Origin of the sequence: Enterobacter sp. JJBC (genome assembly GCF_036936505.1) — a bacterium.
GTDB classification, from domain to species: domain Bacteria; phylum Pseudomonadota; class Gammaproteobacteria; order Enterobacterales; family Enterobacteriaceae; genus Enterobacter; species Enterobacter hormaechei_C.
The window spans coordinates 3,087,402-3,104,173 of the sequence record NZ_CP136935.1 but is presented as its reverse complement, the minus strand read 5'-3'; the positions used below and the strand labels follow the sequence as shown (position 1 = coordinate 3,104,173).

Below are 16,772 nucleotides of genomic sequence, written 5' to 3'. Positions count from 1 at the left end.
ATGAAATTACTTATTCTTGGCAACCATACCTGCGGCAACCGTGGCGACAGCGCCATCCTGCGCGGTTTACTGGATGCAATTAACACCCTTAAGCCTGAGACAGAAGTGGATGTGATGAGCCGTTATCCGGTCAGCTCATCCTGGTTACTGAACCGCCCGGTGATGGGCGACCCGCTCTACAGCCAGATGAAACAGCACAACAACGCTGCGGGCGTGATGGGGCGCGTGAAGAAAGTGCTGCGTCGCCGCTATCAGCATCAGGTGCTGCTTTCTCGCGTAACCGACACCGGCAAGCTGCGCAACATTGCCATCGCGCAGGGCTTTACCGATTTCGTGCGTCTGCTGTCCGGCTATGACGCCATTATTCAGGTGGGCGGCTCGTTCTTCGTCGACCTGTACGGCGTGCCGCAGTTTGAACATGCGCTTTGCACCTTTATGGCGAAAAAGCCGCTGTTTATGATCGGCCACAGCGTCGGGCCGTTCCAGGATCCGCAGTTTAACCAGCTGGCGAACTATGTCTTCGGCCACTGCGACGCGCTGATCCTGCGTGAATCGGTCAGCCTCGACATGATGAAGCGCAGCGAAATCGACACCACCAAAGTGGAGCACGGTGTAGACACCGCCTGGCTGGTGGATCATCAGGATGACAGCTTCCAGGCCAGCTACGCGGTACAGCACTGGCTGGACGTGGCGGCAAAGCAGAAAACCGTCGCCATTACCCTGCGTGAACTTGCGCCGTTCGATAAACGCCTCGGCACGACCCAGGCGGCGTACGAGAAAGCCTTTGCCGAGGTGGTGAACCGCGTGCTGGACAGCGGTTACCAGGTGCTGGCGCTCTCCACCTGTACCGGTATCGACAGCTACAACAAAGATGACCGTATGGTAGCGCTCAACCTGCGCAACCTGGTGAACGATCCGTCCCGCTATCACGTGGTGATGGACGAGCTGAACGACCTTGAGATGGGCAAGCTGCTCTCTGCCTGCGACCTGACCGTGGGCACGCGTCTGCACTCGGCTATTATCTCGATGAACTTCGGTACGCCAGCCATCGCCATCAACTACGAACACAAGTCCGCGGGCATTATGCAGCAGCTCGGTATGCCTGAAATGGCCGTCGATATTCGTCATTTGCTGGACGGATCGCTGGGTGCGATGGTGGGCGACACGCTCGGCCAGCTGCCTGCGATCAACGAACGTCTGGCGGAGGCGGTAAAAGCCGAACGCGAAAAAGGTATTGGCATGGTGAAATCCGTACTCGACCGCGTCCGGGAGGGGAAATGAAGGTTGGTTTCTTCTTACTGAAATTTCCGCTGTCGTCTGAAACCTTTGTGCTGAACCAAATCACCGCGTTTATCGATATGGGGTATGACGTGGAGATTATCGCCCTGCAAAAGGGCGATACGCAAAACACCCATGCGGCGTATACCCGGTATGGGCTGGAGGCAAAAACCCGCTGGTTGCAGGACGAACCCGCCGGACGGATGAACAAACTGCGCCATCGCGCCAGCCAGACGCTGCGCGGCCTGCATCGCGCCTCGACGTGGCGGGCGCTGAATATGTCGCGCTATGGGGCGGAGGCCCGCAACCTGATCTTATCCGCCATTTGCGGGCAAACGGCCCAGCCGTACCGGGCCGATGTCTTTATCGCCCACTTTGGCCCGGCGGGCGTAACGGCGGCAAAACTGCGTGAGCTGGGGGTGATTGACGGCAAAATCGCAACCATTTTCCACGGTATCGACATCTCCAGCCGGGAAGTGCTGAACCACTACACGCCGGAATATCAGCAGCTGTTTCGCCGTGGCGACATGATGCTGCCGATAAGCAACCTGTGGGCCGGGCGCCTGAAAACCATGGGGTGCCCGAGCGAGAAAATCACCGTTTCACGCATGGGCGTAGACATGGAACGCTTTACCCAGCGACCGGTCAAGGTGCCGGGCAAGCCGCTGCAAATTATCTCTGTTGCCCGCCTGACCGAAAAGAAAGGGCTGCACGTAGCCATCGAAGCCTGTCGCCAGCTGAAGGCGCGCGGTGTGGACTTCCACTACCGCATCCTGGGTATCGGGCCGTGGGAGCGTCGCCTGCGCACGCTGATTGAACAGTATCAGCTGGAAGACGTGGTCGAGATGCCGGGCTTCAAGCCGAGCCACGAAGTGAAAGCCATGCTTGATGACGCGGATGTGTTCCTGCTGCCTTCCGTAACCGGCGCCGACGGCGATATGGAAGGCATTCCCGTGGCGCTGATGGAGGCGATGGCGGTCGGCATTCCGGTAGTCTCGACCCTGCACAGCGGGATCCCGGAGCTGATCACCTCTGAGCATTCTGGCTGGCTGGTCCCTGAAAACAATGCGCTGGCGCTGGCGGATCGTCTGGCTGCGTTCAGTGATATCGATCAGCAAACGCTGATCCCTGTGCTGCAAAATGCGCGGCAAAAAGTTGAAGCAGAATTCAATCAGCAGGTGATTAATCGCCAGTTAGCGAGCCTGCTGCAAACGCTGTAACGCTGAGGTTGTATGCTGAAAAAGATTACCCGACGCCGATTTGTCTCTTCTTTATCCGTCCTGGCTGCCATGCCGCTGCTGTCGCCCCGCGCTGCGCGGGCGGCGACCGGGAAGACGGTTTCTGTCGATCGCTACAACAATAACGACTGGATCGCCGCCTTTAAGCAGGCATTTACCGAGGGCGAAACCGTTGTTGTTCCCGCCGGGTTAACCTGTGAAAACATCAATACCGGCATTTTCATTCCTGATGGCAAAACCCTGCTGATCCGCGGCGCGCTGAAGGGCAACGGGCGCGGGCGGTTCGTGCTCCAGGAAGGCTGTAAGGTCATTGGGGAAGGAGAGGGGCGCACGCATAACATTACGCTGGACGTGCGTGGCTCCGACTGTGTTATTAAAGGGCTGGCGATGAGCGGCTTCGGCCCCGTCACCCAGATCTACATTGGCGGTAAAAAGCCGAGAGTGATGCGTAACCTGCTTATCGATCGCATTGCCGTGAGTCAGGCCAACTACGCCATTCTGCGCCAGGGTTTCCATAATCAGGTGGATGGTGCGCGCATTACCAACAGCAAATTCAGCCATTTGCAGGGTGACGCGATTGAGTGGAACGTGGCGATTAACGACCGTAACATCCTGATCTCTGACCACGTGATCGATAACATCAACTGCACAAACGGCAAGATCAACTGGGGCATAGGCATTGGGCTGGCTGGCAGCACGTACGACAATGACTATCCGGAACAGCAGACCGTTAAAAACTTCGTGGTGGCGAATATCACCGGCAGCAACTGTCGGCAGCTGGTGCATGTTGAAAACGGTAAACACTTTGTGATCCGTAATATCAAGGCCAGCAATATTACTCCCGACTTCAGTAAAAAGGCCGGAATTGATAACGCAACGGTAGCTATTTATGGCTGTGATAATTTCGTTATCGATAATATCGATATGGTGAACAGCGCCGGAATGCTAATTGGCTATGGCGTGATCAAGGGCGATTATCTGTCGATACCGCAAAACTTCAAACTTAACGATATTCGCCTGGATAACCGACAGCTTGCCTATAAGCTGCGCGGGATACAGATTTCCTCCGGCAATGCCACGTCGTTTGTTGCCATCACCAACGTCAACATGCAGCGAGCAACGCTTGAGCTGCACAACAAGCCACAGCACCTTTTCTTGCGCAATATCAAGGTGATGCAGGAGTCAGCAACGGGGCCTGCGCTTAAGATGAACTTCGACTTGCGCAAAGACGTGCGCGGGAAGTTTATGGCCAAAAACGAGACGCTGTTGTCGCTTGCGAACATAAAAGCGGTTAATGAAAAGGGGCAGAGTTCGGTAGATATTGATCGGGTCGATCAACACGTGGTGAATACGGAACGGTTGAATTTTGCGCTGCCGCACAGGTAATCGCACAGACTATTTTGCGACTATTCCTGGAACAGAATCGCGATCTATTCAGATTACAACTACTGTAATTTGTGGTGGGGTGACCTAGGATTACTTCATATTTACGGCAAAACATGCTGGCGAAAACAGGTTTAAAAGCTATAATTCGTCAACCATTTTAAGGTGGAAGAAATAATGATTAATTTGAAAGCAGTCATACCGGTAGCGGGTCTGGGCATGCACATGTTGCCCGCCACAAAGGCCATTCCTAAAGAGATGCTGCCGATCGTTGACAAGCCGATGATTCAGTACATCGTCGACGAGATTGTTGCTGCGGGGATCAAAGAAATCGTTCTGGTGACGCACTCTTCGAAGAATGCCGTTGAGAACCACTTCGACACCTCTTATGAACTCGAGGCTCTGCTTGAGCAGCGCGTTAAGCGTCAGCTTCTGGCAGAAGTTCAGTCTATCTGTCCTCCTGGCGTGACCATCATGAACGTGCGTCAGGCGCAGCCGCTGGGTCTGGGCCACTCAATCCTCTGCGCGCGTCCGGTAGTGGGTGATAACCCGTTCATCGTGGTTCTGCCGGACATCATTATTGATACCGCTTCCGCCGATCCGCTGCGTTATAACCTGGCGGCAATGGTCGCTCGCTTCAACGAGACGGGCCGCAGCCAGGTGCTGGCGAAACGTATGAAGGGCGATCTCTCCGAGTATTCTGTTATTCAGACTAAAGAGCCTCTGGAGACAGAAGGGCAGGTGAGCCGGATCGTTGAGTTTATCGAAAAACCCGATCAGCCGCAGACCCTGGACTCCGACCTGATGGCAGTCGGCCGTTATGTGCTGAATGCGGATATCTGGGCTGAGCTGGAAAAAACCGAGCCGGGTGCCTGGGATCGTATCCAGCTGACCGATGCGATTGCTGAGCTGGCGAAGAAGCAGTCCGTTGATGCCATGCTGATGACCGGCGATAGCTATGACTGCGGTAAGAAAATGGGGTATATGCAGGCGTTTGTGAACTATGGCCTGCGTAACCTGAAGGAAGGGGCGAAGTTCAGAAGCCGGATTGAGAAGTTGCTGGCTAACGACTGATACTTCTTCCGCAGCCTTAAAGTCTTCATGCGCGGCAGTCATCATTTTAGTTATGTTGTTACATAACAAAAATGATGACTGCCGCTTTTTATTATTAATTCCCATGATAACAGAGAGTTACCTGCTTCAAATCTGGGCTGATTTGTAACGATTTGTGCTTGTTTCCGAGACCATTTAAGACGACAATTAACGCCAGTTTTTGTCTGAAATCAGACAGCCAATCTTATATTCAACACTCGCTCAGTGCACTGGTAGCTGTCAAGCTAGGGGCGGTAGCGTGCAAAATTTCTAATCCTAAATTAATACCAGGGTTTAGAACGCCAATATCTCGATATATCTACAAAACGGAATAGATAACGTGAAAATTCTTGTGACGGGTGGAGCCGGCTTTATCGGCTCAGCGGTTGTACGACATATTATTACTAATACCCATGACGAAGTCGTCAATGTGGATAAACTGACGTATGCCGGCAACCTCGAGTCCCTTAACGATGTCAGCGCCAGTGAACGTTATGTTTTTGAGCATGCAGATATTTGTGATAAAGCGGCTATGGATCGTATTTTTGCTGAACATAAACCGGATGCGGTAATGCATCTGGCGGCCGAAAGCCACGTTGACCGTTCCATTACTGGCCCGGCGGCATTCATTGAAACCAACATTGTTGGGACGTATGTGCTTCTGGAAGCTGCACGTGCTTACTGGTCAACCCTCGATGACGCAGCGAAAAAAGCGTTTCGCTTCCATCATATCTCCACCGATGAAGTGTACGGGGATCTGCCGCACCCGGATGAACATCCGGCATCCGCAGACCTGCCGCTTTTCACTGAAACCACAGCCTACGCGCCAAGCAGCCCGTACTCTGCCTCCAAAGCATCCAGCGACCATCTTGTTCGTGCCTGGCTGCGCACTTACGGCTTCCCGACCATCGTGACTAACTGTTCGAATAACTACGGACCGTATCATTTCCCTGAGAAGCTGATCCCACTTGTGATCTTGAACGCCCTTGACGGTAAAGCGTTGCCGATTTACGGCAAAGGCGACCAGATCCGTGACTGGCTTTATGTAGAAGATCATGCGCGTGCGCTTTACACCGTTGTGACTCAGGGCAAACCGGGTGAGACTTACAACATCGGTGGTCATAACGAAAAGCAAAACCTGGACGTTGTGCACACTATTTGCGATCTGCTGGATGAGATCGTCCCGAAAGAAGGCTCGTACCGCGACCAAATTACGTATGTTGCCGATCGCCCAGGACATGACCGCCGCTATGCGATTGATGCGCATAAAATTGGGGTGGAACTGGGCTGGAAGCCTGAAGAGACGTTCGAAAGCGGAATTCGTAAGACCGTGGAATGGTATCTGAGCAACCAGGAGTGGGTTAATAACGTAAAAAGCGGTGCTTATAAAACCTGGATCGAACAGAACTACGGGGAACGTCAATAATGAATATTCTTCTGTTCGGCAAAACAGGGCAAGTGGGCTGGGAGCTTCAGCGCGCGCTGGCTCCACTTGGCAATCTGATTGCGCTTGATGTGCATTCTAAAGATTACTGCGGTGATTTCAGCAACCCGGAAGGGATTGCTGAGACGGTTCGTAATATTAAACCTGACGTGATCGTCAATGCAGCCGCACACACCGCAGTGGATAAAGCAGAGTCGGAACCTGAGTTTGCGCAGTTACTGAATGCGACAAGCGTTGAGGCTATCGCGAAAGAAGCTGCAAAAATCGGCGCCTGGGTTGTTCACTACTCCACGGATTACGTCTTCCCCGGTGATGGCGAAACCCCCTGGAGTGAAACGGATGCGACGGCACCGCTGAATGTTTATGGTCAGACGAAGCTGGATGGCGAAAAAGCATTGCAGGATAATTGCCCTAATCATCTGATTTTCCGTACAAGCTGGGTATATGCAGGTAAAGGCAACAATTTTGCTAAGACCATGCTACGTCTGGCGAAAGAACGCAAAGAACTTTCCGTCATTAACGATCAGGTGGGTGCCCCAACAGGCGCTGAGCTGTTAGCCGACTGTACCGCCCACGCCATTCGTATCGCGATGGTGAAACCAGAAGTTGCCGGGCTTTATCATCTGGTCGCTTCTGAGACGACAACCTGGTACGACTATGCGGCGCTGGTGTTTGAGGAAGCCCAAAAGGCAGGCGTTGAGTTGGCGATTGAAAAGCTGAATGCTGTACCAACCACGGCATATCCAACGCCTGCGCGTCGCCCGCATAACTCACGCTTAAATACCATGAAGTTCCAGCAGAACTTCAACCTGGTATTACCAGCATGGCATGTTGGTGTGAAGCGTATGCTGGCTGAGCTTTTCACGGCGCAATCCATTTAATCATTAAAAAAATGCCCGTTTACGGGCATTTCGTGTTTATAGAGAAATTATAATGGCTACACGAAAAGGTATTATCCTTGCCGGCGGATCCGGCACTCGTCTCTACCCAGTGACCATGGCGGTTAGCAAGCAACTACTGCCAATTTACGACAAACCCATGATTTACTACCCGTTGTCTACGCTGATGCTGGCAGGGATTAAAGATATTCTGATCATCAGTACGCCGCAGGATACTCCGCGCTTTGAGCAGTTGCTCGGTAACGGCAGCCAGTGGGGGTTAAACCTTCAATATAAAGTCCAGCCAAGCCCGGACGGACTGGCACAGGCCTTTATCATTGGCGAAGAGTTTATTGGTGACGATAGTTGTGCGCTGGTGCTGGGCGATAATATTTTCTATGGTCATGACTTGCCGAAACAGCTGGAAGCTGCAATTGGTAAAGGTGACGGTGCAACGGTATTTGCCTATCACGTCAATGACCCTGAGCGTTATGGCGTGGTGGAGTTCGATAAAGATGGCACGGCAATCAGCCTGGAAGAGAAACCGCTGGAGCCGAAGAGCAACTATGCCGTTACGGGACTCTATTTCTACGATAACGATGTAGTGGAAATGGCAAAGAACCTGAAGCCTTCTGCGCGCGGTGAGCTGGAAATTACTGACATCAACCGTATTTATCTGGAGCAGGGTCGTCTATCTGTTGCAATGATGGGGCGCGGCTATGCGTGGCTGGATACAGGAACCCACCAGAGCCTGATCGAGGCGAGCAACTTTATCGCGACAATTGAAGAGCGTCAGGGATTGAAAGTGTCCTGCCCGGAAGAGATCGCGTATCGAAAAGGGTTTATTGATGCAGAGCAGGTGAAGAAACTGGCTGAGCCATTGAAAAAAAATGCCTATGGCCAATACCTGTTGAAGATGATTAAAGGTTATTAAGACATGAACGTAATTAAAACTGATATCCCTGATGTGCTGATTTTTGAACCAAAAGTATTTGGTGACGATCGTGGATTTTTCTTTGAAAGTTTCAGCCAAAAAGTATTTGAAGAGGCGGTAGGTCGAAAAGTTGAGTTTGTGCAGGATAATCATTCTAAATCTTGTAAAGGCGTTTTGCGTGGTCTGCATTATCAACTGGAACCGTACGCACAGGGTAAATTGGTGCGTTGTGTCGCTGGGGAAGTATTTGATGTAGCGGTTGATATTCGAAAATCTTCACCTACTTATGGGAGCTGGGTAGGGTTTTATCTTTCTGCTGAAAATAAAAGACAATTATGGATCCCTGAAGGGTTCGCTCATGGTTTCTACGTGATAAGTGACACTGCGGAATTCGTATATAAAACAACCAACTATTATCATCCGGATAGTGATCGTGGTATAAAATGGGATGATACAACGATTGGTATTAATTGGCCTTTAAGTGAAAAACCTAGCTTATCAGTAAAAGATGCTAATCAGTCGAATTTTATCGATCTATGACATACAATAAAAAAGCACAAAGCCTCATTTTTACTGTGGACCAGATTATGGACTCTGGTCTTATATTTCTTTTTATCGCAATTGGCGGAAATTTACTTAGTGGGACAGAGATGGCAAAGGTTGTTGTCGCTCAGTCTATTGCCTTAGTATGTGTATTATTTTGTTCTTGTTTTACAACACAGTATCTATTGCTAAGATATAAAAACCAAACTCATAGTTATTGGTTAAAGTTGTTTTTATTCTTTGTGGTTATTACTGCTGCTATTATTGTTGTTTGGTTCAAGTCACCTCTGATACTGTCACTTTTTGTTATAGGTATTGTCTCTGAATTTTTTAAACGTTATTGCTATTATACTGATAAGTCATTGATATCTGGTTGCGCAATGATCTCAACAGCCACGATATTTACAGTAATGATGCTTTTGGCATGGTTTAAAATAATCACTTTCGATTCTACTAGCTATGTTTATTTCTATTGCCTAGCAAAATTTCTCCCTTTTTTAATAGTGGTTCCGTTTTTCTTCAAAAGCAAACAAAAAAGCAAAGCCCATGCTGTGTGTAATGATCCTTTCAAGCATATAATTCAGGATTCTTTGAAGCTGGGAGGGGTATTCTCAATAATCACGATCATTTATTGGGTCACTAACCAAGGCTTTTTTATCCTTTTCAAAAATGAAATTCCAGCAAATGAATTAGTAAAGTTAAGAATTACTCAAAATGTATTCGGCATTGTAACAATGTTGATAACATTGTACGATTCAATATTTCTCAAAAGTAATATCAACAATGATGAGAAAATATTTATCTGGAAAAAATATTTTCATTTTATATTTGTTGCTATAGGTTTGATCATTGTCAATTACTTAATACTCTATTTTCTTTCTATAACCATTTATATTCACATTGATGTTTTTGAATATGCCTTTTATCTTGCTATGGGACAATTATTTTATTTGTTTTCACGGATGCCTATTTTAATAATGAAGTTAAGATATAATCTCACACTGATATTAATATTGTACTTAGTGTCTCTGTTTATATCATTTGCTTATCTTTTGTTAAATAAAAACAATAGTGATTTCCAATACATTGTAGAGTCGATAGCACTCGCCAATTTCCTAATATTTGTTTTCTCATTGATCATCGTTTCTAAAAAGGAAAAACAACATGGGTAAGTATACTGAGGCATTTTTTGCTCTGTCGACTGAGTTCAAAGATCGATTGTTAGCAATTGGAAAAGATAAAGTGCCTGTTAATTATTACACTCGACATAATAATTGGGGTGATCAGCTTAACAAATATTTGATTGAGAAAATAACGAAGAAAACTGTAGTAAAAAATAATTTCAAACAATCACCTCATATACTTGCGATCGGTAGTGTTTTGTCCAGTGCATCGTCAAAAAGTATAATATGGGGAAGTGGTTTTATATCCAAGGATGCCCCGTTAAAAACCAAAGATTTAGATATTAGATCTGTACGTGGTGTTTTAACTCGTAATCGTCTGAGGAATGAATTTGGTATCAATTGCCCAGATGTGCTGGGGGATCCTGCTGTGTTGCTTCCTCTGTTCTATGATGCGAAACACATTACCAAAAAATACAAAGTGGGAGTAATTCCACATTACAAAGATAAAGAATTGCCTGCGGTACAGTCATTACTCAAAAACGGTTGTGTTTTGGTTGATATTCAGAATGATATTGAACCATTTATTGATAAAATGAATGAGTGCGAATTCATTATTTCCTCCTCACTACATGGGTTGATAGCCGCAGATACTTATGGCATACCTAATCTTTGGGTTGCTTTTAGTGACAAAGTTCTTGGAGGTGAATATAAATTCTGTGATTACTATAGTACCACTGATAACAATGCGCCGAAGGTATGTATCGTTAGCGGAGCTGGCAATTATTCGCTTGAAGATTTATTAGCAAAGTGTCGTTGTAACCAATTTACTCGTAGTAAAGAAGATTTGCTTAAGGCGTTTCCTACTGAATATCGATAACTGTTCTACTTCTTAGATGAGTTTTTAAATGCTAATAGCACTACTCGCAATATTACTTTTGCTACAATACCTTTCGTTATATCTTGAAGGTAATAAAGTAAATTCTCAGGTTTTAAATAGATTTTTATCATTTTTTGTATTTCTTACACTTCTGGTGCTATTTTTATTCAAAAATGAATATTTTGGTGCTGATACCAAGAACTATCTAAATGAATTTACGGACTATTGTTTAAATCCAGAATCTTACACTGGCTTAGACTATACCTATAAAATAATCTTTAACCTTTTGAATTTTTTAATGGCCGAAAGATGTGAAGTGAATTGGATAATTTGGCTATGGCCGTATTTTGTTATTAGCATTATTTTCATTACAACGCTGGTATTTAAGCTTGATAAACTGATAATAATAACGCTCTTCTCTTCATTTATTGGTATTGAATTATTAACAAATGCCATGAGGCAAGGGTTTTCAATTGCAATACTTTTTTTATCTTTTTCATTTTATTTCAAACGACGCTATGTTTCTTTTGGAGTCCTGGCTGCACTATCTCTACTTTTTCATCAGGCATCTGCACTAATTATTGTTATATTTATAATATCAAGGTTAAATTATAAGTTAATCGTTCCATCAATGGTAATGGGTATATTCTTATTATTTGGAACGGCATATCTAGATTTTGTGCCAGGTGTATTAAGTTTCAAAGCTTCAATTTATAAATATATGCCATATGCCAGTGATGATTTTATCGTAAGGTTAATTAGTCTAATAAATTTAATGCTAACTTTTTTTGTTTATTTGTCCTTTGCAAGAAAGTTCTTAGTAAAAGATGTCCTTACATTAAATGTTATTATTAACATAGTTGCTATATGCTCAATAGTTTCAATCGTGCCATATTTAGGCTTTAGAGTGGTTTACGGAGTATATCCTTTATTTTTATTAATGACGTATATTAGCGTTAAACGGTATAGTCAACAATCGTACAAATTTCTTTCATATGTGACATGTGGTAACATCTTTATTACCATTTTGTGGTTATGTGGTTCGGCTCATATGCGTGCAATACCTTTTGTGAGTATAATATGAAAACAAGAGAATTTGGTATCTCTGTTGTAATTCCATCTTATAATAGAATTGATACTTTACTTAGAGCTGTAGATTCAATTGATTCTTGTCAAAAAGAAAAGGTGGAGATTATAGTTGTAGATGATTGCTCAGATTTTGATATTTATTCGGTGTTACAGCGTTATAATAAAAATAATATTCCAATTCGTATTTTTAAAAATAGCACAAATAAAGGGCCACAGGTCTCCAGAAATGTAGGGATTAGGCGTGCTTCATTTGAGTTTGTTGCGTTCCTCGACTCAGATGATTATTTTAGCCCTGATAAGATTGACTGGCTTTTACAAATTTTAGCGAATCAAGACATTGATCTTTTATATCATGCCGTTGATGGTTGCGAAAAGTACAATAAAATCTCAAATTTATGGTTTAAAACTTTTGGTAAATTACTCCATTTTCGCTGGTTTATATGTCTCCTTAATCCATGTGTAACGCCTAGTGTGGTGATTAGAGTTAAAAAATGCCTTTTTAATCCAACATTAAGATATTCGGAAGATTATGCATTTCTTTTATCATATGTAGAATCCACAACTAGGGTTAAGTATTGTGATAGCGTGCATACTACGGTACCACGAGCAATTGGTACTACTGGCGGGGTGTCTGGTAATTTAATTAAAATGCGTAAAGGTGAAATTAAAGGTAAGGAAAATCTACTTCGGAAAAACAACGTATCACATATTTTCCAGTATGCCCTTTCTTTAATTTTTGTCAGTGCTCGTGTATTATCTGATTTAATACGAAAAAGATATAATTTCAAAGACTTTATCAAATCAAATTGAAATGCATATCCTTGCTAAGGATTTAGGTTTTATATGCGTAATGAGAATGCAAAAAAAAATATCGATATCATTGGGATTGTGGGGGTGCCGGCTTGTTATGGTGGTTTTGAGTCACTTGTTCAAAATCTTGTTGATCATCAAAGTGAAAAAATTAATTATACGATTTATTGCTCTGGAAAGTCTTATAAGTCAAAAAGTAAAAATTATAAAGACGCTCAACTTAAATATGTACCATTGAAGGCTAACGGCAGTTCGAGTATCCCTTATGATATATTCTCACTGATGAGATCCATGTTCTGTAAGCCTGATGTTGTTCTCGTGCTAGGTGTTTCAGGTTGTATTTTTTTGCCTCTTTTTAAATTCTTTTCTTCAGCTAAGATTATTACAAATATTGATGGGCTTGAATGGCGACGTGATAAATGGGGGAAATTTGCAAAATGGTTCTTGAAATATTCGGAAAAAATTGCGGTTCATTATTCTGATACTATAATTGCAGATAACGAAGCGATATCAAACTATGTGTTAAAAGAATATGGAGTTAAAAGTAGTGTGATAGCTTATGGTGGCGATCATGCTATCGGGAATAAAGTAGTGGCTCAAGATAAGGATAATTATTACTTTACAGTTTGTCGCATAGAGCCAGAAAATAATATTGAAATGATCCTTGAAGCATTCAGCCAGACAAATAGCTGCTTTAAAATGGTAGGTAACTGGAATTCAAGCGCGTATGGGCGTGAACTAAGAAATCGATATAGTCCTTTCAAAAATATTGAATTGCTGGATCCGATATATGACATCAACATTCTCTTTGAGTACAGAAGTAAGTGTCGAGGATACATTCATGGTCATTCTGCTGGGGGAACAAATCCTTCATTAGTAGAAGCAATGCATTTCAATACGGCTATTTTTGCGTTTGATTGTGATTTCAATAGGTATTCCACTGAGAATTCAGCCTTTTACTTTAAAAATTCTAAAGAACTAGTTAACTTGTTGGAACAACGATCACAGGTGCTCCACACAGCTGAAGATGAGATTTGCGCAAATAAATTACAGCATATTGCGGACCAACGATATACTTGGATTAATGTTACTAAACAATATGAAGATCTGTACTGATACATGAAAAATGTCAGTGCGGAAAAGCCTTTAAGGCACAACTTTACTACACAGTTGCGGCTAATTTGAGTTAACATAATTGATACATTCAAGCCACGTCTTTTGCGTGGCGACCACACCTGACAGGAGTATGTAATGTCCAAGCAACAGATCGGCGTTGTCGGTATGGCAGTGATGGGGCGCAACCTGGCGCTCAACATCGAAAGCCGTGGTTATACCGTCTCCGTTTTCAACCGCTCCCGTGATAAGACCGAAGAAGTCATCGCTGAGAATTCAGGCAAAAAACTGGTTCCTTTCTATACGGTTAAAGAGTTCGTTGAGTCTCTGGAAACACCTCGTCGTATCCTGTTAATGGTGAAAGCGGGCGCAGGAACCGACGCTGCTATCGATTCACTTAAACCGTATCTTGATAAAGGCGACATCATTATCGATGGCGGCAACACCTTCTTCCAGGACACCATTCGTCGTAACCGTGAACTGTCTGCTGAAGGCTTTAACTTCATTGGTACTGGCGTATCCGGCGGTGAAGAAGGCGCTCTGAAAGGTCCATCCATCATGCCTGGCGGTCAGAAAGAAGCGTACGAACTGGTTGCGCCAATCCTGACTAAAATCGCAGCCGTTGCTGAAGACGGCGAGCCATGCGTGACATATATCGGTCCTGATGGCGCTGGTCATTACGTGAAAATGGTTCACAACGGCATTGAATATGGTGATATGCAGCTGATTGCTGAAGCCTACTCTCTGCTGAAGGGCGGTCTGAACCTCTCCAACGAGGAGCTCGCAAAGACCTTCACCGAGTGGAACAAAGGCGAGCTGAACAGCTACCTGATCGACATCACCAAAGATATCTTCACCAAGAAAGATGAAGAGGGTAAATACCTGGTTGATGTGATTCTGGATGAAGCCGCGAACAAAGGCACCGGGAAATGGACCAGCCAGAGCTCTCTGGATCTGGGTGAGCCACTGTCCCTGATCACCGAGTCTGTATTTGCACGTTATATCTCTTCTCTGAAAGAGCAGCGTGTGGCGGCATCTAAGGTGTTGTCTGGTCCTCAGGCCAAACCCGCTGGTGATAAAGCGGAGTTCGTTGAGAAAGTCCGTCGCGCGCTGTATCTGGGTAAAATCGTCTCTTACGCGCAGGGCTTCTCTCAGCTGCGTGCAGCTTCAGACGAGAACAACTGGGATCTGAACTACGGTGAGATTGCGAAGATCTTCCGTGCCGGCTGTATCATTCGTGCTCAGTTCCTGCAAAAAATCACCGATGCCTATGCTGAAAATGCGGGTATCGCAAACCTTCTGCTGGCACCTTACTTCAAGCAGATTGCTGACGAATATCAGCAGGCGCTGCGTGATGTGGTTGCGTACGCGGTGCAGAATGGTATCCCGGTTCCGACCTTCTCCGCTGCGGTGGCATACTACGACAGCTATCGTTCTGCCGTTCTGCCAGCTAACCTGATTCAGGCACAGCGTGACTACTTCGGTGCGCATACCTATAAGCGTACTGATAAAGAAGGCGTGTTCCACACCGAATGGCTGGAATGAGTTGATTGATTCGTTGTGAATATAACCCGGAGACCTCTCCGGGTTTTTTTATGCTAAAAATAACGATTCGTTTCGAAGTTGTCTGAATGTTTGTCCTCTCGCGGGGATTACTCCTGGTTTGCCTTGACAGTTCTGTCGGGCAGGAGGTACAAAGCCCAACAGCCAAGTTTATCGCGATGGTCAGGCGACCATCTGTTCAGTTAACTTAAAGAAGTCATTAGCGAATGAAAATAACTATCTCCGGAACAGGCTATGTCGGACTCTCGAACGGTATTCTGATTGCACAAAACCATGAAGTGGTTGCGCTGGACATCGTGCAGGCCAAAGTGGATATGCTCAATCAGAAGAAGTCTCCGATTGTCGATAAAGAGATTCAGGATTACCTTTCTAATAAGTCGCTTAATTTCCGCGCAACCACGGACAAAGAAGACGCATACCGCGATGCGGATTTCGTCATCATTGCCACGCCAACAGACTACGATCCTAAAACCAACTACTTCAATACCTCAACCGTTGAAGCGGTGATCAAAGACGTTACGGCAATCAACCCGAACGCAGTGATGATCATCAAGTCGACAATTCCAGTGGGTTTCACCAAATCGATTAAAGAAGAGTTGGGTATTGATAATGTCTTCTTCTCGCCGGAATTTCTCCGCGAGGGCAGGGCGTTATACGATAACCTGCACCCATCCCGTATCGTGATTGGCGAGCGTTCCGAGCGTGCGGAGCGTTTTGCTGCGTTGCTTCAGGAAGGCGCAATCAAAAAAGATATTCCGGTGCTGTTCACCGATTCCACCGAGGCAGAGGCCATTAAGCTTTTCGCTAATACCTATCTGGCGATGCGTGTGGCTTACTTCAACGAGCTGGACAGCTATGCCGAGAGCTTAGGTCTAAACACCCGTCAGATCATCGAGGGCGTGTGTCTTGACCCGCGTATCGGTAACCATTACAACAACCCGTCCTTCGGTTACGGCGGCTACTGTCTGCCAAAAGACACCAAGCAGTTGCTGGCTAACTATCAGGCGGTGCCGAACAACCTGATTTCCGCCATTGTGGATGCCAACCGCACGCGTAAAGACTTCATCTCGGATTCCATTCTCGCGCGTCAGCCGAAAGTGGTGGGCGTGTATCGCCTGATCATGAAGAGCGGTTCCGATAACTTCCGCGCTTCTTCCATTCAGGGGATCATGAAGCGTATTAAGGCGAAGGGCGTGCAGGTCATTATTTATGAACCGGCCATGCAGGAAGATGAGTTCTTCCATTCGCGTGTGATCCGCGATCTGGATGCGTTTAAGAAAGAAGCGGATGTAATTATCTCCAACCGTATGGCGGAAGAGCTGGCGGACGTGAAAGATAAAGTCTATACCCGCGATTTGTTCGGCAGCGACTGATCAAAATCGTGATATAAAAAAACCCGGCACTGT

General features: G+C 45.8%; 15 protein-coding genes. All 15 read left to right on the top strand.

Translation table 11 applies throughout. The annotated features are described in order from the left end of the window. The 15 genes from wcaK (at window position 1) to ugd (ending at window position 16,739) form a co-directional block, all read left to right on the top strand. Entirely contained in the window at window positions 1-1,281 is a 1,281-nt protein-coding gene (gene wcaK, locus RY075_RS15010) for a colanic acid biosynthesis pyruvyl transferase WcaK (protein WP_003863530.1), read from the top strand. After that, window positions 1,278-2,498, top strand: a complete 1,221-nt coding sequence (wcaL, locus tag RY075_RS15005) for a colanic acid biosynthesis glycosyltransferase WcaL (protein WP_032609659.1) — start codon at window positions 1,278-1,280, stop codon at window positions 2,496-2,498. Before wcaK ends, wcaL begins: the two co-directional genes overlap by 4 nt. Before the next feature lie 12 nt (window positions 2,499-2,510). Next, a complete protein-coding gene (gene wcaM / locus RY075_RS15000; protein WP_302378111.1) occupies window positions 2,511-3,902 on the top strand; it encodes a colanic acid biosynthesis protein WcaM in 1,392 nt (463 codons plus the stop codon). A gap of 174 nt (window positions 3,903-4,076) precedes the next feature. Then, window positions 4,077-4,973: a GalU regulator GalF gene (gene galF / locus RY075_RS14995; protein WP_017383282.1), complete on the top strand. Its 897-nt coding sequence runs from the start codon at window positions 4,077-4,079 to the stop codon at window positions 4,971-4,973. 358 nt (window positions 4,974-5,331) lie between these two features. Further along, window positions 5,332-6,417, top strand: a complete 1,086-nt coding sequence (gene rfbB / locus RY075_RS14990) for a dTDP-glucose 4,6-dehydratase (protein WP_045896142.1) — start codon at window positions 5,332-5,334, stop codon at window positions 6,415-6,417. Beyond that, window positions 6,417-7,316: a dTDP-4-dehydrorhamnose reductase gene (rfbD, locus tag RY075_RS14985; RefSeq protein WP_045896141.1), complete on the top strand. Its 900-nt coding sequence runs from the start codon at window positions 6,417-6,419 to the stop codon at window positions 7,314-7,316. The genes rfbB and rfbD overlap by 1 nt, the downstream gene beginning before the upstream one ends. 52 nt (window positions 7,317-7,368) lie before the next feature. Beyond that, complete coding sequence (gene rfbA, locus RY075_RS14980; RefSeq protein WP_302378110.1) at window positions 7,369-8,247, top strand: glucose-1-phosphate thymidylyltransferase RfbA; 879 nt, start codon at window positions 7,369-7,371, stop codon at window positions 8,245-8,247. Between the two features lie 3 nt (window positions 8,248-8,250). After that, the gene (rfbC, locus tag RY075_RS14975; protein WP_155023460.1) at window positions 8,251-8,787 is read left to right on the top strand and encodes a dTDP-4-dehydrorhamnose 3,5-epimerase; all 537 of its coding nucleotides are present in this window, start codon (window positions 8,251-8,253) and stop codon (window positions 8,785-8,787) included. Between the two features lie 47 nt (window positions 8,788-8,834). Further along, the gene (locus RY075_RS14970; protein WP_126297251.1) at window positions 8,835-9,962 is read left to right on the top strand and encodes a hypothetical protein; all 1,128 of its coding nucleotides are present in this window, start codon (window positions 8,835-8,837) and stop codon (window positions 9,960-9,962) included. Beyond that, window positions 9,955-10,791 (top strand): polysaccharide pyruvyl transferase family protein, encoded by an 837-nt coding sequence (locus tag RY075_RS14965; RefSeq protein WP_049126683.1) that lies wholly within the window; start codon window positions 9,955-9,957, stop codon window positions 10,789-10,791. Before RY075_RS14970 ends, RY075_RS14965 begins: the two co-directional genes overlap by 8 nt. Window positions 10,792-10,819: 28 nt before the next feature. Then, entirely contained in the window at window positions 10,820-11,875 is a 1,056-nt protein-coding gene (locus RY075_RS14960) for an EpsG family protein (protein WP_338627812.1), read from the top strand. Continuing rightward, window positions 11,872-12,690: a glycosyltransferase family A protein gene (locus RY075_RS14955; protein ID WP_072050905.1), complete on the top strand. Its 819-nt coding sequence runs from the start codon at window positions 11,872-11,874 to the stop codon at window positions 12,688-12,690. The genes RY075_RS14960 and RY075_RS14955 overlap by 4 nt, the downstream gene beginning before the upstream one ends. A 33-nt stretch (window positions 12,691-12,723) precedes the next feature. Next, window positions 12,724-13,806, top strand: coding sequence for a DUF1972 domain-containing protein (locus RY075_RS14950; RefSeq protein WP_338627811.1), 1,083 nt, complete (start codon window positions 12,724-12,726; stop codon window positions 13,804-13,806). Window positions 13,807-13,941: 135 nt separating this feature from the next. Next, window positions 13,942-15,348 (top strand): NADP-dependent phosphogluconate dehydrogenase, encoded by a 1,407-nt coding sequence (gndA, locus tag RY075_RS14945; RefSeq protein WP_045896134.1) that lies wholly within the window; start codon window positions 13,942-13,944, stop codon window positions 15,346-15,348. Between the two features lie 224 nt (window positions 15,349-15,572). Further along, window positions 15,573-16,739, top strand: coding sequence for a UDP-glucose 6-dehydrogenase (ugd, locus tag RY075_RS14940; RefSeq protein ID WP_045343191.1), 1,167 nt, complete (start codon window positions 15,573-15,575; stop codon window positions 16,737-16,739). Window positions 16,740-16,772: the final 33 nt, after the last annotated feature.